Source organism: Streptomyces sp. ISL-36 (assembly GCF_018614205.1).
Classification (GTDB): Bacteria; Actinomycetota; Actinomycetes; order Streptomycetales; family Streptomycetaceae; genus Streptomyces.
Genome location: NZ_JAGGOS010000001.1, coordinates 1 through 21,343, shown reverse-complemented (window position 1 = coordinate 21,343; position 21,343 = coordinate 1). Strand labels below are relative to the sequence as shown.

The following is a 21,343-nucleotide window of genomic DNA, read 5'->3' as shown; positions in this document are numbered from 1 at the left end:
GCCGCTCCGTTGTCCTTGACGCCGACAACGACCAATGTGCCGGACCCGTGTTAAGCGGGTGCTGCGGCTACGTGTCGCGCTCGTACCGTTTGCGCGAACGCCCGAACAGCCCCCGAGCGAACCGGAGGCGGGCTACTTCGTGACGCCCTTGGCACCGCCGCCCGCGAGGAAGGCGAGCAGGTCCTGACGGCTCACCACACCGGTCGGCTTGCCCTCGACCAGCACGATCGCCGCGTCCGCAGCGCCCAGCACGGACATCAGGTCGGCGACCGGCTCGCCGGAGCCGACCTGCGGCAGCGGCGCGCTCATGTGGCGCTCCAGCGGGTCCTCCAGGGAGGCCCGCTGAGTGAACAGCGCGTCGAGGAGCTCGCGTTCGACGACCGAGCCGACGACCTCGGCGGCCATGACGTCGGGGTGTCCGGCGCCCGGCTTGACGATCGGCATCTGGGAGACGCCGTACTCCCGCAGCACCTCGATGGCCTGACCGACCGTCTCCTCGGGGTGCATGTGGACGAGCGAGGGCAGGCCGCCCTCCTTGTGGCGCAGGACATCGGCGACGTTGGCGGAGGAGGTGTCCTCCAGGAAGCCGTAGTCGGCCATCCACTCGTCGTTGAAGATCTTGGAGAGGTAGCCGCGGCCGGAGTCGGGCAGCAGGACCACCACGATGTCGTCGGGGCCGACCTCCCGGGCGACCTCCAGGGCGGCGACGACCGCCATGCCGCAGGAGCCGCCGACCAGCAGGCCCTCCTCCTTGGCGAGGCGGCGGGTCATCTGGAAGGAGTCCTTGTCGGAGACGGCGACGATCCGGTCGGTGACGGTCGCGTCGTAGGCGGTGGGCCAGAAGTCCTCGCCGACGCCCTCGACGAGGTACGGCCGGCCGGAGCCGCCGGAGTAGACCGAGCCCTCGGGGTCGGCGCCGATGATCTGGACCGCGCCGCCGCTGGCCTCCTTCAGGTACCGGCCGGTGCCGGAGATGGTGCCGCCGGTGCCGACGCCGGCGACGAAGTGGGTGATCTTCCCGTCCGTCTGCTCCCAGAGCTCGGGGCCGGTGGTCTCGTAGTGCGAACGGGGGTTGTTCGGGTTCGAGTACTGGTCGGGCTTCCAGGCGCCGGGGGTCTCACGGACGAGCCGGTCCGAGACGTTGTAGTACGAGTCGGGGTGCTCGGGGTCGACGGCGGTCGGGCAGACGACGACCTCGGCGCCGTACGCCCGCAGCACGTTGATCTTGTCCGTGGACACCTTGTCGGGGCAGACGAAGATGCACTTGTAGCCCTTCTGCTGGGCCACGATCGCGAGGCCGACGCCCGTGTTGCCGGACGTGGGCTCGACGATGGTGCCGCCGGGCTTGAGAGCACCGCTCTCCTCGGCCGCTTCGATCATGCGGACGGCGATGCGGTCCTTGACCGAGCCGCCCGGGTTGAAGTACTCGACCTTGGCCAGGACGGTCGCCTGGATGCCCGCGGTGACATTGTTGAGCTTCACCAGCGGGGTGTTGCCGACGAGGCTGATCATCGAGTCGTGGAATTGCACCGTAATCTCCGGGGTCTCCGTAATGGTGAAGCCAGCGTATGCGTAGTCGGAGCGGGTTACGGGGCAGTTAGATCCTGAACGGCTTGAAGGAGGTGACTGCCCACATGTCGAGGGCGAGGGTGGCACGGCGGATCGCGGCGGGCGCGGCGTACGGAGGCGGGAGCATCGGGCTGCTCGGGGTGGCTGCGGTGGGTGTGCTCCTGGCCGAGGTGCAGCTGGCGAAGAGGTCGGTGGGGGGCGGGGCGGCACCGCTGCCCCCGGGGGCGGAGGGGCTGTACGGCCGCTCGTTCGCCACGTCGGAGCGTGGCACGGGTCCTGCCTCCGATCCTGCCACGGCTCCCCTTCGGCTGGCCCTTCTGGGTGATTCGACGGCGGCGGGCCAGGGAGTGCGCCGCGCGGGTCAGACGCCCGGAGCGCTGCTGGCCTCGGGGCTGGCGGCGGTGGCCGAGCGTCCGGTGATCCTGCGGAACGTGGCGCTGCCCGGTGCGCGGTCGGACGATCTGGAGCGCCAGGTGTCGTTGCTGCTGACGGCTCCGGCGGGGCCGCCGGACGCGTGCGTGATCATGATCGGCGCGAACGACGTGACGCACCGGATGTCGCCGACGGAGTCGGTGCGGTATCTGGCGGCGGCGGTGCGGCGGCTGCGGACGGCGGGGGCCGAGGTGGTCGTGGGGACCTGTCCGGACCTGGGGACGATCGAGCCGGTGTACCAGCCGCTGCGGTGGCTGGCGCGGCGGGTGTCGCGGCAGCTGGCGGCGGCGCAGACGATCGTGGTGGTGGAGCAGGGCGGGCGGACGGTGTCGCTGGGCGACCTGCTGGGGCCCGAGTTCGCGGCGAACCCGCGGGAGATGTTCGGGGCGGACAACTACCACCCGTCGGCGGAGGGGTACGCGACGGCGGCGATGGCGGTGCTGCCGACGGTGTGCGCGGTGCTGGGCGTGTGGCCGGAGACGGACCGCCTGGAGCCGGACCGCCACGAGAACATGCTGCCGGTGGCGAAGGCCGCGGCGGAGGCGGTGAAGGAAGCGGGTACGGAGGTCACGGGCGCGCGGGCGCCGTGGGCTCTGCTCAAGCACCGGCGCCGTCGGCGCCTTCCGGAGGCGGCGGCCACCACCCCGGACCCGGCGCCGTCGTCCTCGGCGGACTCGCCGCGCCCGTGAGGTACGGCGGCGACGTACCGTCGGGAGTACGGCCCCGACGTGGGCCGCGACGCAGACCGCGACGTCGGCCGCAACGCTTACCCAACTGAGCGCTCGCTTAGAAAAGAGTCCCGCATCACACCGTCAGGCCGGTGACCACCGCGATACGTACGGGTAACTTCCCCTTCAGTCCTGCCAGAATCGCACCGCACACCCCTCATGGAGCCGTGATGCCCGAAGCCGTCATCGTCTCGACCGCCCGCTCCCCCATCGGCCGGGCCTTCAAGGGCTCCCTGAAGGACCTGCGCCCGGACGACCTCACCGCGACCATCGTCCAGGCCGCGCTGGCCAAGGTCCCCGAGCTCGACCCGCGCGACATCGACGACCTGATGCTCGGCTGCGGCCTCCCCGGTGGCGAGCAGGGCAACAACCTGGGCCGTATCGTCGCCGTGCAGATGGGGATGGACCACCTCCCCGGCTGCACGATCACCCGCTACTGCTCCTCCTCGCTGCAGACCTCCCGCATGGCGCTGCACGCGATCAAGGCCGGCGAGGGCGACGTCTTCATCTCGGCCGGTGTCGAGATGGTCTCCCGCTTCGCGAAGGGCAACTCCGACTCGCTGCCGGACACGCACAACCCGTTCTTCGCCGAGGCCGAGGCGCGCACCGCCGCCGTCGCCGCCTCCGAGGGCTCCACCTGGCACGACCCGCGCGAGGACGGCCTGGTGCCCGACGCGTACATCGCCATGGGTCAGACCGCCGAGAACCTGGCGCGCCTCAAGGGCATCAGCCGCCGGGAGATGGACGAGTTCGGCGTACGGTCGCAGAACCTCGCCGAGCAGGCCATCAAGAACGGCTTCTGGGAGCGCGAGATCACCCCGGTGACGACCCCGGACGGCACCATCGTCTCCGCCGACGACGGCCCGCGCGCCGGCGTCACCCTGGAGGGCGTCGAGGGTCTCAAGCCGGTCTTCCGCCCCGACGGTCTGGTCACCGCGGCCAACTGCTGCCCGCTCAACGACGGTGCGGCCGCGCTCGTGATCATGTCGGACACGAAGGCGCGCGAGCTGGGTCTGACCCCGCTCGCCCGGATCGTGTCGACCGGCGTCTCGGGTCTCTCCCCGGAGATCATGGGCCTCGGCCCGGTCGAGGCCTCCAAGCAGGCCCTCCAGCGCGCCGGCCTGACGATCGGCGACATCGATCTGGCCGAGATCAACGAGGCCTTCGCCGCGCAGGTCATCCCGTCCTACCAGGAGCTGGGTCTGGACCTGGACAAGGTGAACGTCAACGGCGGCGCCATCGCCGTCGGCCACCCCTTCGGCATGACCGGCGCCCGCATCACCGGCACGCTCATCAACAGCCTGCAGTTCCACGACAAGCAGTTCGGCCTGGAGACCATGTGCGTCGGCGGCGGCCAGGGCATGGCCATGGTCATCGAGCGGCTGAGCTGAGCCGTAGCGGAGGGTAGGGGTCGCCCGAGGAACGAGGGCGGCACCTGCCCGCAGCGGTGGCGAAGCTCAGCGCGACCGAAGAACCGAGCGGCTGAGCTGAGCCGTAGCGGAGGGTAGGGGTCGCCCGAGGAACGAGGGCGGCACCTGCCCGCAGCGGTGGCGAAGCTCAGCGCGACCGAAGAACCGAGCGGCTGAGCTGAGCCGTAGCGGCAGCGCTCCCATGGACTTCTGACGCGGATCCCAACCGTCCCGCGTCCGAGCCGTGACCGAATCTCCCCCAGGATGTGACCTACATCCCTAGGGAGACCGTTCCCCCAGGTCACGGCAGTTCCAGGACTAAACACCCGGCACAAATACCTGTCCATTTCGTGACGTAATGCACTGACAGGACGCGCACTCCCAGGACAAGCTGATGTAGGAAGTCGGGGGATCGACTCGGAATCGGGAGTACGTCAGTGAGCGCCATGTCTCTTGCCCTGCTGGTGACCACGGCCGCCGCCACGGCCGTGGGCGCCGCCGCCCTGCACGCTGCCCACGGTCTCCGTAAGCAGGTCACCGCTCTCCGTAGCGAACTGGCTGTCGCGCACGGGGTGTCCGTCCCTCAGGCCCGCCAGACTCCGGCCGCCGAGATACGCGCCGCCGTCGCCGAGGCGCTGGCCGAGGAGCGCGAGCGCGAGCTCGCCGAGGCGCGGGCCTTCTGGGCGGCGCAGGAGGCCCGGGACGCCGCCGACGCCCCGTCCGCGCTCGGCGGCCTGGCCGGGCCGGCCGAGGACGGTCCGTACTTCGTGCCGCGCCAGGCCGACTTCGCGGGTCTGGAGGCCATGGCCCTGGAGGCGATGGAGGCCGAGGCCGCCGCGCTGGACGGCGTCGGCACCGACAGCGTCCTGGACGAGTTGCCGGAGTTGACCGAGTACGCCGAGGACTCCCCGGAGCTCGCGGCGGCCCGCCGCCGGCACCCGTCGCACCCGGACTTCGTCCCGGTCCAGACACCCGTCGTCACCGACCATGAGCGCACGGTGGCGCGCCTGGAGGACCTCGCCGAGACGCGGACGGCGCTGACCGACGTACGCCCCGGCCCGCTCGGCACGCTCGACGTGTACGTCTTCGCCGACGGCACCACGCTCTGCATGACGCCGGGTCACCGGGAGACCGCGGAGCGTCTCGCGGAGGCTCTGCGCGCCGGCCACGCGCCGGTCCTGCTGGGCGGTTCGGGTGTCTCGGGCGCGTACGCCCTGACGTTCTCCTGCGGGGACGCGGAGGACGGGAGCGTCTACATCCTCGCCGACCGCGTGATCGCGTCTCTCTGACCCCGTGAGCGGCCTTCACGGGCCGCCGCACCGGCCCCCGGCCCGGGGACCCAAGGGCCAAGCCCTTGGAGGCAGTCCCGGCGACAGGCCCTCAAGACCGGCCCCCCGGGCTACAGACCCGCCCGCCCCGCCGCCTCCCGTACGAGATCCACGGCCTCGCCCAGTTCCCGTTCCCGGGAGCCCGCCGGGGCCGTTCGCAGAATCTCCGCCAGATCGTTTCCTGCGACCACAAGTTGGTCGGCGACCGTGAAGACACCGGCGTCCGGCATGATCCGCGCGGACCCCTCCGGCTCCTCGATCCGCTGCGCCCGAAGTGCCAATTCCCTTGCCAGCGCCAGTCCTTCGGCGGCGGCGCCGCGCTGGAGGCGGCTCTGCGGGGCGGCCCTGAGGCGGTCGGCGAACCGCTCGACGGCGGCGGTCAGTTCACTCGTATCAAGCACTCCGCGACCCTATGCGCCGTCCGGGGACTGTTGCCAACGGGCCCGCGCTCGGGCACGGTGACGGGAAGGAGCACACGGCAATACGCGTCCGGAGGCGCCGAATGTCCCACGTCTTCTCCGAAGAGACCCACCGCAATCTGCTCGCCCGTATCCCCCATTGCACCGGTCGTGAAGTCTCCGACTGGCTCCGCACCGTCGAGGAAGGCCCCTCCCTCGTCCGCTTCGAGGAGAAGGTCAGCTGGCTCCGGGGCGAACACGAGCTCTCGTACGGCCACGCGAAGGCGATCATCCACGAGTACGACCTCCGCCGAGCGGCCCGCCGGCTGCTCTGACCTCCGTGGGGTCCGCCGCGGCGGGCCCCACGTCCCACCGCACGGGCCGGACGTGGCGACATGCCTGTCGACCGACTCACCCCGGTGACGCGGAAGGGCCCGCCGACACGAAGCCGGCGGGCCCTTCCTCACGTACGGGTGAAGCGTCAGTCGTCGCCCTGCAGGATCGACAGCAGACGCAGCATCTCCAGGTAGATCCACACCAGGGTCAGGGTGAGGCCGAAGGCCGCCAGCCAGGACTCCTCGCGCGGGGCGCCGTAGGTGACGCCGTCCTCGACCTGCTTGAAGTCGAGGGCGAGGAAGCAGGCACCCAGGATGATGCCGATCACGCCGAAGAGGATGCCGAGGCCACCGCTGCGGAAGCCCAGACCGTCACCGGCGCCGTCGAAGAGCGAGAACAGCGCGTTGACCGCCATCAGCAGGATGAAGCCGATCGCGGCCGCCATCACGAAGCCGTAGAAACGGCGGGTGACACGGATCCAGCGCATCTTGTAGGCGATGAGCACACCGGCGAAGACCGCCATCGTGCCGAGCACCGCCTGGGCGACCACACCGGGAGAGATGTAGGTCGAGACCGCGCTGGAGATCACCCCGAGGAAGACACCCTCGAAGGCCGCGTAGGCCAGGATGATCGCCGGCGAGGCCTTGCGCTTGAAGGACTGCACCATGGCCAGGACGAAGGCCACCAGGGCGGCGCCGATGGCGATGCCGTAGGACTTGGCGATGTTCGACTGGTCGACGGGCAGGAGCACCCACGACAGGGCGGCGGTGACCACCACCGTGCCGAGCGTCATGGCCGTACGGCTCACGACGTCGTCGATCGTCATCACATTGCCGCGGGCCTGCGGCGGGGCGCCCAGCTGGGTGTCCTGGGCGTACGGGTTGGTCGCGTACGGGTTGGTCGCGCCCTCGGCATACGGGCTCGTTCCGACGGCGGGGCCCCCGGCCTGCGGCTGCTGCGCGTTGAAGCCGGCGGCGTTGTCGCGGCTGAACCCCCGTCGCGAGAAGACCGGGTTGCTGCTCCTCATCTCACTCCTCCATGGCCGCACTGCGCGGCCTTGCGTCAAGAGTAATGCGGAAGCAAAAGAAACTCCCTAGTGCTCGGGGAGGATCTTTCCACGATCGTTAAGGAAGCCCGGCGGGGAGCAGGGGGGAGCTGTGCCCGGAACCGGACTCGAACCGGTACGGCCCGAAGGCCAGCGAGGTTTAAGCTCGCCGTGTCTGCATTCCACCATCCGGGCATGGCGCGCGGCTCCGCGTCGGCACATGAGCCTATCGGGGAGCTTCCCCCGTTCAGCCGAACGAAGGCCCGATGTTGTCTTATTTTATTGAGGCCTGAGGGTGTGTCAGTGCAGGTGGGGCCCCCATCTGACGAAGTGTGACGGGGCTCGCAGGCGCAAAGACGCACACTTGGGAATGACGGAAAGTCGCCGCACCCGTGACGCGTTCCCCCACGGCGTGCCGGCCGCCCGGACCCCCACGGACGCCTCAGGGCTCCCGTCATACCTCAGGAGGACGGTCGGGCCCCCCGGTCCGACTCCAGGCTGCCCCCGGAACGGGCATGTGGACGGACGCCCGGCGCCTCAACGCTCGACACGATGGAGTGGTTCCCGAACGCACCGTCCCGACAGGAGTCCCCTCGTGACCACCACCCCCACCGTGTCCCGCGCCACCGCGGTGGCCGCCCGCGCCCAGGATCTTTCGAAGGTCTACGGACAGGGTGAGACCCAGGTGGTCGCCCTGGACCAGGTCACCGTGGACTTCCGGCAGGGAGAGTTCACCGCGATCATGGGCCCCTCGGGCTCCGGCAAGTCGACCCTGATGCACTGTGTCGCCGGCCTGGACTCCTTCAGCTCCGGCTCGGTCCGCATCGGCGAGACCGAGCTCGGCACCCTGAAGGACAAGCAGCTCACACAGCTGCGCCGGGACAAGATCGGCTTCATCTTCCAGGCGTTCAACCTCCTTCCGACGCTGACGGCGCTCGAGAACATCACGCTGCCGATGGACATCGCGGGCCGCAGGCCCGACAAGCAGTGGGTGGAGCGGGTGATCGACATGATCGGCCTCTCCGGCCGGCTGAGCCACCGCCCCGCGCAGCTCTCCGGCGGCCAGCAGCAGCGGGTCGCCGTGGCCCGCGCGCTGGCCTCCCGCCCCGAGATCATCTTCGGCGACGAGCCGACCGGAAACCTGGACTCGCGCTCGGGCGCGGAGGTGCTGGGCTTCCTGCGCAATTCGGTGCGCGAGCTGGGGCAGACCGTCGTCATGGTCACCCACGACCCGGTCGCCGCCTCCTACGCGGACCGCGTGATCTTCCTGGCGGACGGCCGGATCGTCGACGAGATGCTCAGCCCGACGGCGGACGGCGTGCTCGACCGCATGAAGGCCTTCGACGCCAAGGGCCGCACGAGCTGACGCGCCCGGGGTCCCCGGCCCCGGTGACCCGCCTCCTTCGACGTTCGCCCCTCAGGGGCCCCACTCCAGGACACCTCCATGTTCCGTACCGCCTTGCGCAACGTGCTCGCGCACAAGGCCAGGCTGCTGATGACCGTGCTCGCCGTGATGCTCGGCGTGGCCTTCGTCTCCGGCACCCTCGTCTTCACCGACACCCTCTCCCAGGCCTTCCGCAACCAGTCGGCCAAGAGCTACGACGACGTGGCCGTCGCCGTCACCTCGACGGCGGACCGCGACGACCCCCGGCAGGCCCCCGGCCTCTCCGAGCGGACCCGGCAGAAGATCGGCGCCCTCGACGGGGTCGCCTCCGCCACCGGCCGCGTCAGCGGCTTCGCCGGGGTGCCCGACAAGGACGGGAAGCTGATCGGTCTCGGCTGGTCCAACAAGGGCACCAACTTCGCCCCCGGCAAGGACGGCAAGGACCCGGCGTACGACTTCACCGAGGGCGCGGGCCCGGTCGGGGCCGGACAGGTCGCCCTCGACGAGGACACCGCCGCCAAGGGCGGCTACAAGGTCGGCGACCCCGTACGGGTCGCGACCAACGGCCCGGTGAAGGAGTACCGCCTCGCGGGTGTCTTCACCACCGAGGACGGCGCCGTGAGCGCCGGTGGCAGCCTGATCCTCTTCGACACCGAGGCGGCCCAGCGGCTCTACCTGAAGCCGGGTTACTTCCAGGAGATCACGGTCGGCGCCGACCGGGGCGCCGACGCCTCGAAGATCCTCGACGCGGTGCAGCCGCTGGTCGGGAAGGACGCCGAGGCCCGCACCGGGCAGGCGCTCGCCGACGAGCAGGCCCGCATGATCGAGTCCGGCCTCAGCAGCCTCAACAAGCTCCTGCTCGGCTTCGCCGGCATCGCGCTCTTCGTCGGTGTCTTCCTGATCTCCAACACCTTCACCATGCTCGTCGCGCAGCGCACCAAGGAACTGGCGCTGATGCGCGCGGTCGGTGCCTCGCGTAAGCAGATCACCCGCTCGGTGCTGGCCGAGGCCGGTGTGGTCGGTCTGGTCGCCTCCGCGGTCGGCTTCGGTCTCGGTGTGCTGCTCGCCCTGGGGCTGCGCTCGGGCATGGCCGCCTTCGACATGAAGATGCCGGAGGGGCCGCTGGTCCTGACCGCCACCCCGGTCGTCTCCGCGTTCGCCGTCGGCGTCCTGATCACGATGCTGGCCGCCTGGCTGCCCGGCCGGCGGGCGGCGAAGATCCCGCCGGTCGCGGCGATGAGCAGCGTCCACGCGGTGGCCACCACCAAGTCGCTGGTCGTGCGCAACTCCATCGGCGCGGCGATCACCGCCCTCGGCGCGGCGGGGATCATCGCCGGTGCCGGTTCCGGCGGCGACGAGGGCCGGATGCTGATCGGCGCGGGCGCCTTCCTCACCCTCATCGGCGTGATCGTACTGATCCCGCTGCTGTCCCGCCCGGTCATCGCCCTCGTGCGCCCCGTCCTGAAGGCCTCCGGCGTCGCGGGCAAGCTGGCCGGCCAGAACGCGGTCCGCAATCCGCGCCGTACCGGCGCCACCGCCTCCGCGCTGGCCATCGGTCTCACCCTGGTCACCGGTCTTTCGGTGCTCGGCGTCACGGTCGGCACGGCCCTGGACAAGATGACCGTCGACCAGATCAAGGCCGACTACATGATCACCATGGCCGCCGGCGCGGGTGGCGGCCTGGACGGCACGGCGCTCACCGCGCTGGAGAAGACGCCCGGCGTCACCGCCGTGTCGCCCCAGCAGGCCGGCTACCTCGAGATCGAGGGGGACTTCACGTCCGCCTCCGGCGTCACCCCCGGCGACATCGAGAAGGTCCTGAACCTCCACCTGGTCGGCGGGTCCTTCGCCTCGCTCGGCCAGGGACAGGTCGCGGTCGCCGACGAGACGGCAGACGAGCAGGGCTGGAAGGTCGGCGACTCGCTGCCGGTCACCTTCGGCGACAAGAAGAAGGGCACCCTGAAGGTCGGCGCGATCTACGAGGAGAGCGAGTTCACCTCGCCGATCGTCCTCGATGCGAAGATCCTCACCGCTCACGACGCCATGCCGTACATCCCGCAGATCTACGTGAAGACGGACGGCGGCGAGTCCGCGGCGCACGAGAAGGCGCTCGTCCAGGCGCTGGGCGACAATCCCGCGATCACGGTGATGGATCACAAGGACATCCGTGACGCCTTCGGCGGCCAGATCAACCTGATGCTGAACATCATGTACGGCCTGCTCGCGATGGCCCTGATCATCGCGATCCTCGGAGTCGTGAACACCCTGGCCATGTCGGTGTTCGAGCGTCAGCAGGAGATCGGCATGCTGCGGGCGATCGGTCTCGACCGGCGCCGGGTGAAGCGGATGGTCCGTCTGGAGGCGGTGGTCATCTCGCTGTTCGGCGCGGTGGTCGGCATCGGACTCGGGGCGTTCCTCGGCTGGGCGCTCGGCGAGACCGTCAGGAGCAGCCTGCCGGGCTACGCGCTGGTGCTGCCATGGGACCGGATCGGGATCTTCCTGGTCCTGGCCGGTCTGGTCGGTGTGCTGGCCGCGATGTGGCCGGCCCGCAGCGCCGCCAGGCTGAACATGCTGAACGCGATCAAGGCCGAGTGACCTCAGCCGTACGGCGAAGGGCCGGGCTCCCCGAAGTGGGGAACCCGGCCCTTCGCCGTGGCTGGGGTCAGCTACCGGCGCAGTAGCTCATCAGCCGCTCGTGGTTCGCCTTGTACTGGGAGAAGAGCGTCGCGTTGTCGATCTTCAGCAGCGTCTCGTCGTTGGCCCGCAGCGCGGGGTAGGTGTAGTTGTGGCTGCCCGTCCACACCAGCTTCTTGCCGGCCACACCGTCGTACGTGCCCTCCACGAGCAGGTACTTGGAGTGGAGGCCGGCCTTGGCGACGCCGGTGCCGCGGTCCTCGTAGCACTCGACCCGCTGGGTGAGCTTGCCGGAGATGATCGACTCGACGCCGGAGCCCATCGAGCCGGGGTAGCCGTCGGCGGCGAGGATCACCGAGCAGCCCGCGTTCTTGAGGGCGACGAGCTCGCTGGCGACCTCGTCACGGGTGAAGAGGTTGGCCGCCATGCGCACCTGGGTGCCGCCGGCACAGCTGACCTTGTCGAGGATCAGCTTGATGGTGTCGGTGGAGGCGTCGTTGTCGTACGAGGTGCCCGCGGCCTCCTTGCGGGGGAAGAAGTACGTCTTGTACGCGCCGTTGATCGGGGTCTTGTAGTAGTGGTCGAGCCCGGTGGAGGTGCCGTACGTGACCATGTCGCCGAAGTACGTCTGGTAGCTGCCGTAGAGGCCGGTGTCGACGATGGTGACGGCGTTGTTGAACAGGTCGGTGCGCTGGACACCGGTCATGTTGGCGGAGGACTGCACGACCACGTCGCTCGCGCCGCCGGTGGAGGAGAACAGGAAAAACTTGTTGTGGTTGATGGCGCCGTCGGTGTCGCTGGGCAGCTTCCGGCTTCCGATGCAGCCGCGGCCCGCGGGGCACGCGAGGACCCAGGATCCCTGGGTGCGGTCCGTGCCGAGGCGGGTGACGAGGCGGTCGTACTCGCCGCCGGTCATGGTCACGGAGGTGTGGTCGACGATCACGCGGACGTCGACGCCGCGGGTCTTGGCGGCGCCCAGGGCGTCGGTCACGGTGTCGTCGGTGAAGGTGTAGAGCCCGGCGGAGATCCGCGAGCCCGCCGGGGCCTGGTTGATCAGGCTCAGGATGTGGTCGCGGACCCGGTTCTGCGCCGTGGCGTCGCCGCCGGGGTCGTTGAACGTGGCGGTGGTGGTGACGGCAGCCGCCTCGACCGTGGGGGCAGCGGTGGGGGTGGCGCTGCCCGGCACGGCGGCGAGGCCGAGCAGACCGGTGGCGGCGGCCAGGGCGAGAAGGAGGCGGGTGGGTCGTTGCACGGGGGTGATTCTCCGTCCGAATGGCATATCCATGACATATCGGACCCATGAGAAGTGGGCGGGACACCGGTCGTACCGGCGCCCCGCCCACACGAGCCCGAAGGCCCGAAGGTATCAACGCTCCGTGCGCTCGTTCCACACCCGTGGGCGCAACGCCACCCCGGACGCGCCCCCTTCGGGCGTCTTCACGGCGAGGAACTGGTTCACGCCGATCCGGTTGCGCTCGAAGGAGACCGCGGAGGCGGCCATGTAGAGCCGCCAGATCCGCGCGCGGCCCGGCGAGACCATCCGGACGGCCCGTGACCAGTCGCGCTCCAGATTGGCCACCCAGCGGCGCAGGGTCAGCGCGTAGTGCTCGCGGATGGCCTCCACGTCACGGACCTCGAAACCGGCGTCCTCCAGGGTGGTGAGGGTGCGCCCCATCGGGGCCAGTTCGCCGTCCGGGAAGACGTAGGCGTCGATGAACACGTCGACCTGGTACTTCTCCTCGTCCGGCTCGGGACGGCGGGAGATCTGGTGGTTCAGCAGCCGGCCGCCCGGCTTGAGGAGGGCGTACAGGGTGTCCGCGTACTCGCGGTAGCGGACCTTGCCGACGTGTTCGGCCATGCCGATGGAGGAAATCGCGTCGTACGGGCCGTCCTTGACGTCCCGGTAGTCCTGGACGCGGATCTCGATCCGGTCGGTCAGGCCCTCCTCGGCGATCCGCTTGCGGGCGAAGGCCGCCTGCTCGCGGGAGAGGGTGACGCCGACGACATGGGCGCCGTACTCGCGGGCCGCGTGGATGGCCATGGATCCCCAGCCGCAGCCGACGTCGAGGAGCCGGTCGCCCTCCTTCAGGTTCAGCTTGCGGGCGATGAGGTCCAGCTTGTCGCGCTGGGCGTCCTCCAGGGTCCCGGCGGCGCCCGAATCGGACCAGTACGCGCACGAGTAGACCATCGAGGGTCCGAGGACCAGCTCGTAGAAGTCGTTGCCCACGTCGTAGTGGTGACTGATCGCCTGCTTGTCCCGGCGCTTGGTGTGCAGGGCGCCGCTGCGCCGTCGCATCTCCTCGGCGGGCGGCGGCGGGGGCGGCAGCGGGCCGGCCAGCTTCAGCAGGGTGCGGGCCGCGGCGCGCAGCTTCGGGTCGCGTACGGCCTCCAGGGCGCTCCTGGTCTCCTCGTCGCGCTCCCAGATCAGTCCGGCGAGCCGGTCGAGGACCTCGTACAGATCGCCCTCGACGTCGATCTCACCGGCCACCCAGGCGCGGGTGAGGCCCAGTTCGCCGGGCTTCCACAGCAGCCGGCGCAGGGCGCGGCGCTGCCGGACGATCAGGACGGGGCCGCCCGCGGGGCCGGATTCGCTGCCGTCCCAGGCCCGCAGCCGCACCGGGAGCGGGGCTCCCAGAAGATCCTCCGCGAGAGTGGTCAGCCGCAATGCGGCGTCGGCCATGGTGCACACCTCCGTGATGTCGTGCCCCAGAAATGCTCGTCACCACGTAAACACCCTCGGTAGGCGAATACAGTCCCGCCGTCGCGCAACGAGTCGGCAAAACACCCGGGCGGACATGCCGAAGGGCCGTCCGCACCACGGATGGCGGACGACCCTTCGGCATTTACGGTCCTGCGGGTACTGCGAGTCCTACGGTTCCTGCGGGTACTGCGGGTACTGCGGTGGAACTAGGAGGCCTTGGCCTTCTCCTGGCCGGCGGGGGCCTTGGTGGCGGCGGGCGCCGGGGCGGGCTTGGCGGCCTCGTAGAACTCCTCGCGCGGCGTCTCCATCGCACCGAGGGAGACGACCTCACGCTTGAGGAACATCGCGAGGGTCCAGTCGGCGAAGACACGGATCTTGCGGTTCCACGTCGGCACGGCCATGCCGTGGTAGCCACGGTGCATGTACCAGGCGAGACGGCCCTTGAGCTTGATCTTCATCTTGCCCATGACGATCATCGCGACGCCCTTGTGCAGACCGAGGCCCGCGACCGCGCCCTTGTTGGCGTGGCTGTACTCCTTCTGCGGGAAGCCCCGCATGCCGGAGACCACGTTGTCGCCGAGGACCTTCGCCTGACGCAGCGCGTGCTGGGCGTTCGGCGGGCACCAGGCGTTCTCCACGCCGGCCTTGCGGGCGGCGAGGTCCGGAACCTGGGCGTTGTCGCCCGCGGTCCAGATGTAGTCGGTGCCGGTGACCTGGAGGGTCGGCTGGGCGTCCACGTGGCCGCGCGGGCCGAGCGGGAGGCCGAAGCGGGACAGCGCCGGGTTGGGCTTGACGCCCGCGGTCCACACGATCGTGTTGGAGTCGACCTCCAGGCCGTTCTTCAGCACGACGTGACCGTCGACGCAGGAGTCCATCGACGTCGAGAGGTAGATCTCGACACCACGGCCCTCGAGGTGCTCCTTGCCCCAGCGGCCCAGCTCCGGGCCCACCTCGGGAAGGATCTTGTCGGCGGCGTCGACCAGGATGAAGCGCATGTCCTCGCGCTTCACGTTGGTGTAGTACTTCGCCGCGTCACGGGCCATGTCCTCGACCTCACCGATGGTCTCCGCGCCGGCGAAGCCGCCGCCCACGAAGACGAAGGTCAGCGCCTTGCGGCGGACCTCCTCGTCGGTCGTCGAGTCAGCCTTGTCCAGCTGCTCCAGGACGTGGTTGCGGAGGCCGATGGCCTCCTCCACGCCCTTCATGCCGATGCCCTGCTCGGCGAGGCCGGGGATCGGGAAGGTGCGGGAGACCGCGCCCATCGCGATGACCAGGTAGTCGAACGGGAGGTCGTAGGCCTCGCCGACGAGCGGCGCGACCGTGGCGACCTTGCGGTCCTGGTCGATGCTGGTGACGCGACCGGTGAGCACCTCGGCTCCACGCACGACGCGTCGCAGCGGGACGACGACGTGGCGCGGCGAGATGCTGCCTGCGGCGGCTTCGGGGAGGAAGGGCTGGTACGTCATGTACGAGCGCGGGTCGACGACCGTGACGGTCGCCTCGCCGAAACGCATCTTCTTGAGGATGCGTCGAGCTGCGTACAGGCCTACGTACCCACCGCCTACTACGAGGATCCTGGGACGCTCCGTGGTGCTCATGCATCGAGTATCCACCCCTCTCAGGGGGGTCGCTCGTGCGCCCCTTCACAAGCTCTCCGGAGACCTCTGCTACACTCCGCGGCCCACGTGACCCAGGTCATGGTGCAGCAAAGGAACCACGGTGTATCGGTGAACGTTGTTCACCCCTGTTGAACTGGCCTGGAGAGCGCTAGTTAACGCTGAACCACAGGCCCCGTTCACGCGATGGAAACATCGAGCGAACGGGCGTCCGGACCTGCGAAAGAGCCCCAACAGGGGCCCCGGAGCCCCTGAAGAGCCTCCAGAGCCCCTCTCGGGGCTCTTTTCCTTGTGAAGAACTTCACGAACTTTCCCGGCGGCGCTTCGGCGGCCGGGTCACGGGGCGCCCGTTATGCCACCGAGAGGGCGATTCCGTCGAGGATGTCGTGCTCGCTGACGACGACCTCCCGGGCCCCGGTCCGCTCCATGATCTCCAGCAGCACCAGCGCACCCGCGGCGATGACGTCGACCCGTCCGGGGTGCATCACGGGGATCGCGGCGCGCTCGTCGTGGGTCGAGGAGAGCAGCCGGCCGACGACCTCGCTGACCTGGTCGTAGGAGATCCGGGAGCGGTGGATCCGCTCGGAGTCGTACTCCTCCAGGCCCAGCGCGATCGCGGCGACGGTCGTGACCGAACCGGCGAGGCCGACGAGGGTGTCGGCCTCGGTGATCGGCACGGTCCGGGCGGCCAGGTCGAGCGCGGCCCGGATGTCGGCGCGGATCGCGGCGACCTCCTCGGCGCTCGGCGGGTCGTGGCGCACGTGCCGCTCGGTGAGGCGTACGCAGCCGATGTCGACCGAACGGGCCGCCTCGACGTGCTTGTTGCCGACGACGAACTCGGTGGAGCCCCCGCCGATGTCGACGACCAGGTACGTCTCGGTGCCGTGCAGTTCGACGGTGGCGCCGGTGAAGGAGAACTCGGCCTCCTGGTCGCCCGAGATCACCTCGGGCTCCACACCCAGGATGTCCAGGACCCCGGAGACGAACTCGTCCCGGTTCTCGGCGTCGCGCGAGGCGGAGGTGGCCACGAAGCGGAGCTTCTGGGCGCCCAGCTCCTTGATGACGGCCGCGTACTCGCGGCAGGCCGCGAAGGTCCGCTCCAGGGCCTCGGGCGCGAGCCGGCCGGTCCTGTCGACGCCCTGTCCGAGCCGGACGATCGTCATCCGCCGGTCCAGCTCGATCAGTTCGCCGGTCTCGGGGTGGACGTCGGCGACGAGGAGGCGGATGGAGTTCGTACCGCAGTCGATGCCCGCGACCCTGGTCATCGCGCCGTCTCCTCGTCCCCGCACGGGTTCACGCACGGCCCCTTGGCCCACCACTCCGGCAGCATCGCGATCGCCTCGTCGCCCAGCGGGTTCACGCCCGGGCCCGCGGCCAGCGAGTGGCCGACCAGGACGTGCAGGCACTTGACCCGGTCCGGCATGCCGCCGGCGCTGGGGAAGCCCTCCAGGACCTCGATGGCGTCGCGGCGGGCGATGTAGTCCTCGTGCGCGGCCCGGTAGGCGGCGGCCAGCTCGGGGTCGGTCCCGAGCCGGGCCTGCATCTCCTTCATGACCCCGTTGGCCTCCAGCGTGCCGATCGCCGAAGCGGCGCGGGGGCAGGTCAGGTAGTACGTGGTGGGGAACGGGGTGCCGTCCGGGAGCCGCGGGGCGGTCTCGACGACGTCCGGGTTGCCGCACGGGCAGCGGTGCGCGATGGCGCGCAGGCCCCGGGGCGGGCGGCCGAGCTGCGCCTCGAAGGCGGCGACGTCCGCCTCGGTCGGCTCGGTGCGGTCGGTCTGCGGAGGGGGCGTTTCCATGCGTGCGTCTTGTCTTCTCGTCGGGAGCGGTCGGTCGGGAGCGGTCAGTGGTCGGTCGGATCCGCCGGGGCCGGGGGACCCGGAGGCCCGCAGGGCCCACCAGGTGCGGCGGGTCCGGGCGGTGCGGCGGGCTCGCCGGGTGCGGCGGGTCCGGCCGGTGCGGCGGGTCCCGGAATCATCATCTCGCGCCCCCGCCTCAGCGGCGCGCGTCCGCCTGGTCGACGCCGTCCCAGAGGTCGGAGTACCAGGGGCGGTCGGCCGCGCCCTGTTCGGTGCGCCGGGCGCGTTCGGCGTCGGGGTCGTTCACGGTGAAGCCGGTCTCGCCCGGCATGACGTAGTGCAGGTGCTCGCGGGCGAGGCGGCGGATGTACGCCGGGTCCTGGAGCCGGGCCTTCTCGTCGCGCAGCTCCTCGACCCGTTGGGCGGCCTCCGCGGCCTGGCGCTCCTGGTCGGCGATCTCGCCGCGCTGGGAGACGTACTGCCGCATGGGGTAGGCGAGCGCCACCACCAGCGAGCAGACGACCAGGGCGAGGAAGGCCGCGCGGCCGGTGAGCCGGGAGCGGCGGGCCTGACGGCGGGTCTGGGAGCGGTAGACACGGGCGGCGGTCTGCTCGCCGATCAGCCTGATCCGGGTCGCGGTCGAGAACCGGTCCCGGTCCTTCACGGCCATGTCCTCCGCCTCCCGTCGTCTCCAGCGCTGCGTCGCGCCATGCAATACGTCCCCGCACACGGTACGGGACCGAGTGCGGGGACGTATGTACGACGGGGCGGTCAGCCCTTGAAGCGCGGGAAGGCGCTGCGGCCGGCGTAGACCGCGGCGTCGTCGAGGATCTCCTCGATGCGCAGCAGCTGGTTGTACTTGGCGACGCGCTCGGAGCGGGCCGGGGCGCCGGTCTTGATCTGGCCGCAGTTGGTGGCGACGGCGAGGTCGGCGATGGTGACGTCCTCGGTCTCGCCGGAGCGGTGGGACATCATGCACTTGAAGCCATTGCGCTGGGCCAGCTCGACGGCGTCCAGGGTCTCGGTCAGCGAACCGATCTGGTTGACCTTGACCAGCAGGGCGTTGGCCGCGCCCTCCTCGATGCCGCGGGCCAGGCGCTCCGGGTTGGTGACGAACAGGTCGTCGCCGACGATCTGGACCTTGGTGCCCAGCTTGTCGGTGAGGACCTTCCAGCCGGCCCAGTCGTCCTCGAACAGCGGGTCCTCGATGGAGACCAGCGGGTACGCGGCGACGAGCTCCTCGTAGTACTCGGTCATCTCGGCGGCCGAGCGGGACTTGCCCTCGAACGCGTACGAGCCGTCCTTGTAGAACTCGGACGCGGCGACGTCGAGCGCCAGCGCGATGTCCTTGCCCGGGACGTAGCCGGCCTGCTTGATGGCCTCCACGATGAGGTCGAGCGCCTCGCGGTTGGAGTCCAGGTTCGGGGCGAAACCGCCCTCGTCGCCGAGGCCGGTGGACAGGCCCTTGGTCTTCAGGACGGCCTTGAGGGTGTGGTAGACCTCGGTGCCCCAGCGCAGGGCCTCGGAGAAGGACTCCGCGCCGATCGGCGCGATCATGAACTCCTGGATGTCCACGTTGGAGTCGGCGTGCGAGCCGCCGTTCAGGATGTTCATCATCGGAACGGGCAGCAGGTGCGCGTTCGGGCCGCCCAGGTAGCGGAAGAGCGGGAGGTCGGAGGCCTCGGAGGCGGCGTGCGCGACGGCGAGGGAGACGCCGAGGATGGCGTTGGCGCCGAGCGAGGCCTTGTTGTCCGTGGCGTCCAGGTCGAACATCGCCTGGTCGATCAGGCGCTGCTCGGTGGCGTCGTAGCCGACGAGCTCCGGGCCGATCTGCTCGATGACGGCGAGGACGGCCTTCTCGACGCCCTTGCCCATGTAGCGGCTCTTGTCTCCGTCACGGAGCTCAATGGCCTCGAACGCTCCGGTGGAGGCACCGGACGGAACGGCAGCACGGCCGGTGCTGCCGTCGTCGAGGCCGACCTCGACCTCGACGGTGGGGTTGCCTCGGGAGTCCAGGATTTCCCGGGCTACGACGACGTCGATGGACGGCACGAGCATCTCCTTCTGGGATGTGACGCTAGATGTGACGAACGCGGTGCAGGGTCGCTTTGGCCTTGCGACAAGAGCCTAACCGGCTCCGGCGCTCCGGCCAGCCGGGCGCCCGCCCCCTGGGACGAAAAAGGACCCAAGGGCATGCATCTGGGCCCAAACGACCCCAGAACTACTCACTGGTAACAGCGGAAACCCCGGCCCGGCACGCACGGGGGAAGGGCATGCCGGGCCGGGGGGTCACCGCGGGAGGGTCGTGGGACCCGTGGGAGCCGCCGGACTCACACGGGCCGCCGGGCTCACTTCAGGTGAAGCTGCTGGCCCGGGTAGATCAGGTCGGCGTCGTCGACGATGTCCTTGTTGAGCTCGAAGAGCTTCGCCCAGCCGCCCTTGACGTCGTGCGCGGCGGCGATCTTGCTCAGGGTGTCGCCGGCGACGACCTTGTACTCGCCGTCACCCTTCTCGACCTTCTTGCCGGTCGGCGTGGTGACGGTCTTCTTCGGCGTCTTCGGCGCGGCCTTGGGGGCGGTGCGCTGCTCGCTGCGGGTCGTCGGCTGCTCGGCCTGACGCTCCTGCTGCTGCGGGGCGCTCTGCTGCGGCGCGCTCTCGGCGGCGCCACCGGTGTACGCGGCGCCGGACAGGCCCACGCCACAGCTCGGCCAGGCACCCTTGCCCTGGCCGGCCAGGACCTTCTCGGCGATCTCGATCTGCTGCGACTTCGAGGCCTGGTCGGCGGTGGAGGCGTACGCGGTGCCACCGTAGGCGGCCCAGGTGGAGGCCGAGAACTGCAGGCCGCCGTAGAAGCCGTTGCCGGTGTTGATGGACCAGTTGCCACCGGACTCGCACTGGGCGACGGCGTCCCACTCGGAGGCGGACGCGGCCGAGGCGGACCCGGCGGTCATCAGGGGGGCGGCGACGGCGACACCGGCGACACCGGCGAGAGCGACGGCGCGGGTGGCCTTGGAGGGACGACGGTGTTTACCCTTGGCGGAAAACAGCATGGGACTTCTCCTCACCGACGCCTACGAGGTGAGCTGTCGGGTTCGGGCGTGAGCTGCCCGGCCGCGCGACCTTGCGCGCGGCTTCACCCCAAGCCGTTCCGTCGGCCGTCTGTCTCAACGGCCGGGGACGGCACTTACCTTGGGTCCCCCGCTCCTGCCTTCGGCGCTGACGCGACGACTGTTCCCATCGGCCGACGGCAGGATTCGGCGTACCGGTCGACGGGGCCCGCGGTGGCGAGCGGTGACGACCGTAGACACAGACCCCTCGGAAGTTCAAAGACGTCCATTGGGGATAAATCACCCCTACTCGCATGCGAAGAAGGGGTGTTTGCGCAGGTGAGAGCTGACGTCAGCAAAGTTTGCGGACGTGACATGCCAGTTGGGGCGAAGAGACCCATGTCTCACTTGCGCAGAACCGGACATACGGCCCCGAACTACCCCTGGGGCTGGGTGAGTCCGATCGTCAGATCGAGGCTCTGGCCAGGGAGGATGAGATCCGGATCGGCGCCCACCGTCCCGCGGTTGGCGTCGTAGAGGGAGGTCCAGCCGCCGGGCAGCTCGTTCTCCTGAGCAATCCCGGAGAGACTGTCGCCGGGCTTGACGGTGTATTCGCCCGAGGTGTCCGCTGTGTCCGTGGTGCCCGTATTGCTCGAACCATCGGCCGAGCCCTCACCGGCTGCCGATCCGTCAGTCGGCGAGGCATGCCGACCGGTTTCCTGGCTGTTGTCCGTATTGCCCGTCTCTTCCGGGGCCGCGTCGCCACGGTGCTTGCCGGTACCCGGGGCCGCCGGCGCGGAGGGCGCGGTGGGCGTCTCGGAGGTGGCGGGCGTCTCGGGCGTGGCGGTCGGCGACGGCGTCCCGGTGGTCGCCCCGGCGTCCGGCGTCGCCGGCGCGGTGGGCGTGACGGGCGCGGTC

At 70.3% G+C, this 21,343-nt stretch carries 18 protein-coding genes, 1 tRNA gene and 1 riboswitch; of the genes, 6 read left to right on the top strand and 13 right to left on the bottom strand.

The genetic code is table 11. The features are described from left to right. Positions 1-132: 132 nt before the first annotated feature. Entirely contained in the window at positions 133-1,530 is a 1,398-nt protein-coding gene (locus J7E93_RS00095) for a cystathionine beta-synthase (protein ID WP_215064858.1), read from the bottom strand. Between the two features lie 104 nt (positions 1,531-1,634). Between J7E93_RS00095 and J7E93_RS00090 the strand changes: the two genes are divergently transcribed. The 3 genes from J7E93_RS00090 (at position 1,635) to J7E93_RS00080 (ending at position 5,427) form a co-directional block, all read left to right on the top strand. After that, a complete protein-coding gene (locus J7E93_RS00090) occupies positions 1,635-2,690 on the top strand; it encodes an SGNH/GDSL hydrolase family protein (protein ID WP_251065803.1) in 1,056 nt (351 codons plus the stop codon). 209 nt (positions 2,691-2,899) lie between these two features. After that, positions 2,900-4,120 (top strand): acetyl-CoA C-acetyltransferase, encoded by a 1,221-nt coding sequence (locus J7E93_RS00085; protein WP_215064856.1) that lies wholly within the window; start codon positions 2,900-2,902, stop codon positions 4,118-4,120. Positions 4,121-4,584: 464 nt separating this feature from the next. Continuing rightward, the gene (locus J7E93_RS00080) at positions 4,585-5,427 is read left to right on the top strand and encodes a hypothetical protein (RefSeq protein ID WP_215064913.1); all 843 of its coding nucleotides are present in this window, start codon (positions 4,585-4,587) and stop codon (positions 5,425-5,427) included. Between the two features lie 110 nt (positions 5,428-5,537). On the opposite strand, the gene J7E93_RS00075 is transcribed toward J7E93_RS00080, so the two are convergent. Continuing rightward, entirely contained in the window at positions 5,538-5,867 is a 330-nt protein-coding gene (locus J7E93_RS00075) for a hypothetical protein (protein ID WP_215064854.1), read from the bottom strand. A gap of 101 nt (positions 5,868-5,968) precedes the next feature. On the opposite strand from J7E93_RS00075, the gene J7E93_RS00070 reads away from it, so the two are divergent. Further along, entirely contained in the window at positions 5,969-6,199 is a 231-nt protein-coding gene (locus J7E93_RS00070) for a DUF4287 domain-containing protein (protein WP_215064852.1), read from the top strand. Between the two features lie 146 nt (positions 6,200-6,345). On the opposite strand, the gene J7E93_RS00065 is transcribed toward J7E93_RS00070, so the two are convergent. Continuing rightward, positions 6,346-7,227, bottom strand: coding sequence for a Bax inhibitor-1/YccA family protein (locus J7E93_RS00065; protein ID WP_215064850.1), 882 nt, complete (start codon positions 7,225-7,227; stop codon positions 6,346-6,348). A 131-nt stretch (positions 7,228-7,358) separates the two neighbouring features. Beyond that, a tRNA-Leu gene (locus J7E93_RS00060) sits at positions 7,359-7,440 on the bottom strand. Positions 7,441-7,840: 400 nt separating this feature from the next. Between J7E93_RS00060 and J7E93_RS00055 the strand changes: the two genes are divergently transcribed. Continuing rightward, the gene (locus J7E93_RS00055) at positions 7,841-8,611 is read left to right on the top strand and encodes an ABC transporter ATP-binding protein (RefSeq protein ID WP_215064848.1); all 771 of its coding nucleotides are present in this window, start codon (positions 7,841-7,843) and stop codon (positions 8,609-8,611) included. 78 nt (positions 8,612-8,689) lie between these two features. Further along, entirely contained in the window at positions 8,690-11,224 is a 2,535-nt protein-coding gene (locus J7E93_RS00050; RefSeq protein ID WP_215064846.1) for an ABC transporter permease, read from the top strand. 67 nt (positions 11,225-11,291) lie between these two features. On the opposite strand, the gene J7E93_RS00045 is transcribed toward J7E93_RS00050, so the two are convergent. The 9 genes from J7E93_RS00045 to J7E93_RS37725 form a co-directional block, all read right to left on the bottom strand. Further along, complete coding sequence (locus tag J7E93_RS00045; RefSeq protein ID WP_308367404.1) at positions 11,292-12,515, bottom strand: phospholipase D-like domain-containing protein; 1,224 nt, start codon at positions 12,513-12,515, stop codon at positions 11,292-11,294. 114 nt (positions 12,516-12,629) lie between these two features. After that, positions 12,630-13,943: a cyclopropane-fatty-acyl-phospholipid synthase family protein gene (locus J7E93_RS00040; protein WP_215064840.1), complete on the bottom strand. Its 1,314-nt coding sequence runs from the start codon at positions 13,941-13,943 to the stop codon at positions 12,630-12,632. A gap of 227 nt (positions 13,944-14,170) precedes the next feature. Continuing rightward, positions 14,171-15,562, bottom strand: coding sequence for an NAD(P)/FAD-dependent oxidoreductase (locus tag J7E93_RS00035; RefSeq protein WP_215064838.1), 1,392 nt, complete (start codon positions 15,560-15,562; stop codon positions 14,171-14,173). A gap of 368 nt (positions 15,563-15,930) precedes the next feature. After that, entirely contained in the window at positions 15,931-16,845 is a 915-nt protein-coding gene (locus J7E93_RS00030) for a Ppx/GppA phosphatase family protein (protein ID WP_215064837.1), read from the bottom strand. Beyond that, positions 16,842-17,378 carry a DUF501 domain-containing protein gene (locus J7E93_RS00025; protein WP_215064835.1) on the bottom strand — a complete coding sequence of 179 codons (537 nt, stop codon included), beginning with the start codon at positions 17,376-17,378 and terminating at the stop codon, positions 16,842-16,844. The genes J7E93_RS00030 and J7E93_RS00025 overlap by 4 nt, the downstream gene beginning before the upstream one ends. Before the next feature lie 196 nt (positions 17,379-17,574). Continuing rightward, positions 17,575-18,048, bottom strand: coding sequence for a septum formation initiator family protein (locus J7E93_RS00020; protein ID WP_215064833.1), 474 nt, complete (start codon positions 18,046-18,048; stop codon positions 17,575-17,577). A 101-nt stretch (positions 18,049-18,149) separates the two neighbouring features. Next, on the bottom strand, positions 18,150-19,436 hold the full coding sequence (eno, locus tag J7E93_RS00015) for a phosphopyruvate hydratase (protein ID WP_215064831.1): 1,287 nt from the start codon (positions 19,434-19,436) through the stop codon (positions 18,150-18,152). Between the two features lie 290 nt (positions 19,437-19,726). Next, the gene (locus tag J7E93_RS00010) at positions 19,727-20,428 is read right to left on the bottom strand and encodes a transglycosylase family protein (protein ID WP_215064829.1); all 702 of its coding nucleotides are present in this window, start codon (positions 20,426-20,428) and stop codon (positions 19,727-19,729) included. 3 nt (positions 20,429-20,431) lie between these two features. After that, positions 20,432-20,604: riboswitch (cyclic di-AMP (ydaO/yuaA leader) on the bottom strand. A gap of 258 nt (positions 20,605-20,862) precedes the next feature. Continuing rightward, the coding region (locus J7E93_RS37725) for a LysM peptidoglycan-binding domain-containing protein (protein ID WP_215064827.1) at positions 20,863-21,343 on the bottom strand (481 nt) is incomplete at its 5' end.

Excerpts from the sequence above, each read along its gene's own strand:
- J7E93_RS00020 (WP_215064833.1), bottom strand. The coding sequence starts at position 18,048 with ATGGCCGTGAAGGACCGGGACCGGTTCTCGACCGCGACCCGGATCAGG.
- eno (WP_215064831.1), bottom strand. The coding sequence starts at position 19,436 with ATGCTCGTGCCGTCCATCGACGTCGTCGTAGCCCGGGAAATCCTGGAC.
- J7E93_RS00085 (WP_215064856.1), top strand. The coding sequence starts at position 2,900 with ATGCCCGAAGCCGTCATCGTCTCGACCGCCCGCTCCCCCATCGGCCGG.
- J7E93_RS00080 (WP_215064913.1), top strand. The coding sequence starts at position 4,585 with ATGTCTCTTGCCCTGCTGGTGACCACGGCCGCCGCCACGGCCGTGGGC.
- J7E93_RS00090 (WP_251065803.1), top strand. The coding sequence starts at position 1,635 with ATGTCGAGGGCGAGGGTGGCACGGCGGATCGCGGCGGGCGCGGCGTAC.
- J7E93_RS00035 (WP_215064838.1), bottom strand. The coding sequence starts at position 15,562 with ATGAGCACCACGGAGCGTCCCAGGATCCTCGTAGTAGGCGGTGGGTAC.
- J7E93_RS00070 (WP_215064852.1), top strand. The coding sequence starts at position 5,969 with ATGTCCCACGTCTTCTCCGAAGAGACCCACCGCAATCTGCTCGCCCGT.
- J7E93_RS00010 (WP_215064829.1), bottom strand. The coding sequence starts at position 20,428 with ATGCTGTTTTCCGCCAAGGGTAAACACCGTCGTCCCTCCAAGGCCACC.
- J7E93_RS00065 (WP_215064850.1), bottom strand. The coding sequence starts at position 7,227 with ATGAGGAGCAGCAACCCGGTCTTCTCGCGACGGGGGTTCAGCCGCGAC.
- J7E93_RS00030 (WP_215064837.1), bottom strand. The coding sequence starts at position 16,845 with ATGACCAGGGTCGCGGGCATCGACTGCGGTACGAACTCCATCCGCCTC.
- J7E93_RS00050 (WP_215064846.1), top strand. The coding sequence starts at position 8,690 with ATGTTCCGTACCGCCTTGCGCAACGTGCTCGCGCACAAGGCCAGGCTG.
- J7E93_RS00040 (WP_215064840.1), bottom strand. The coding sequence starts at position 13,943 with ATGGCCGACGCCGCATTGCGGCTGACCACTCTCGCGGAGGATCTTCTG.
- J7E93_RS00025 (WP_215064835.1), bottom strand. The coding sequence starts at position 17,378 with ATGGAAACGCCCCCTCCGCAGACCGACCGCACCGAGCCGACCGAGGCG.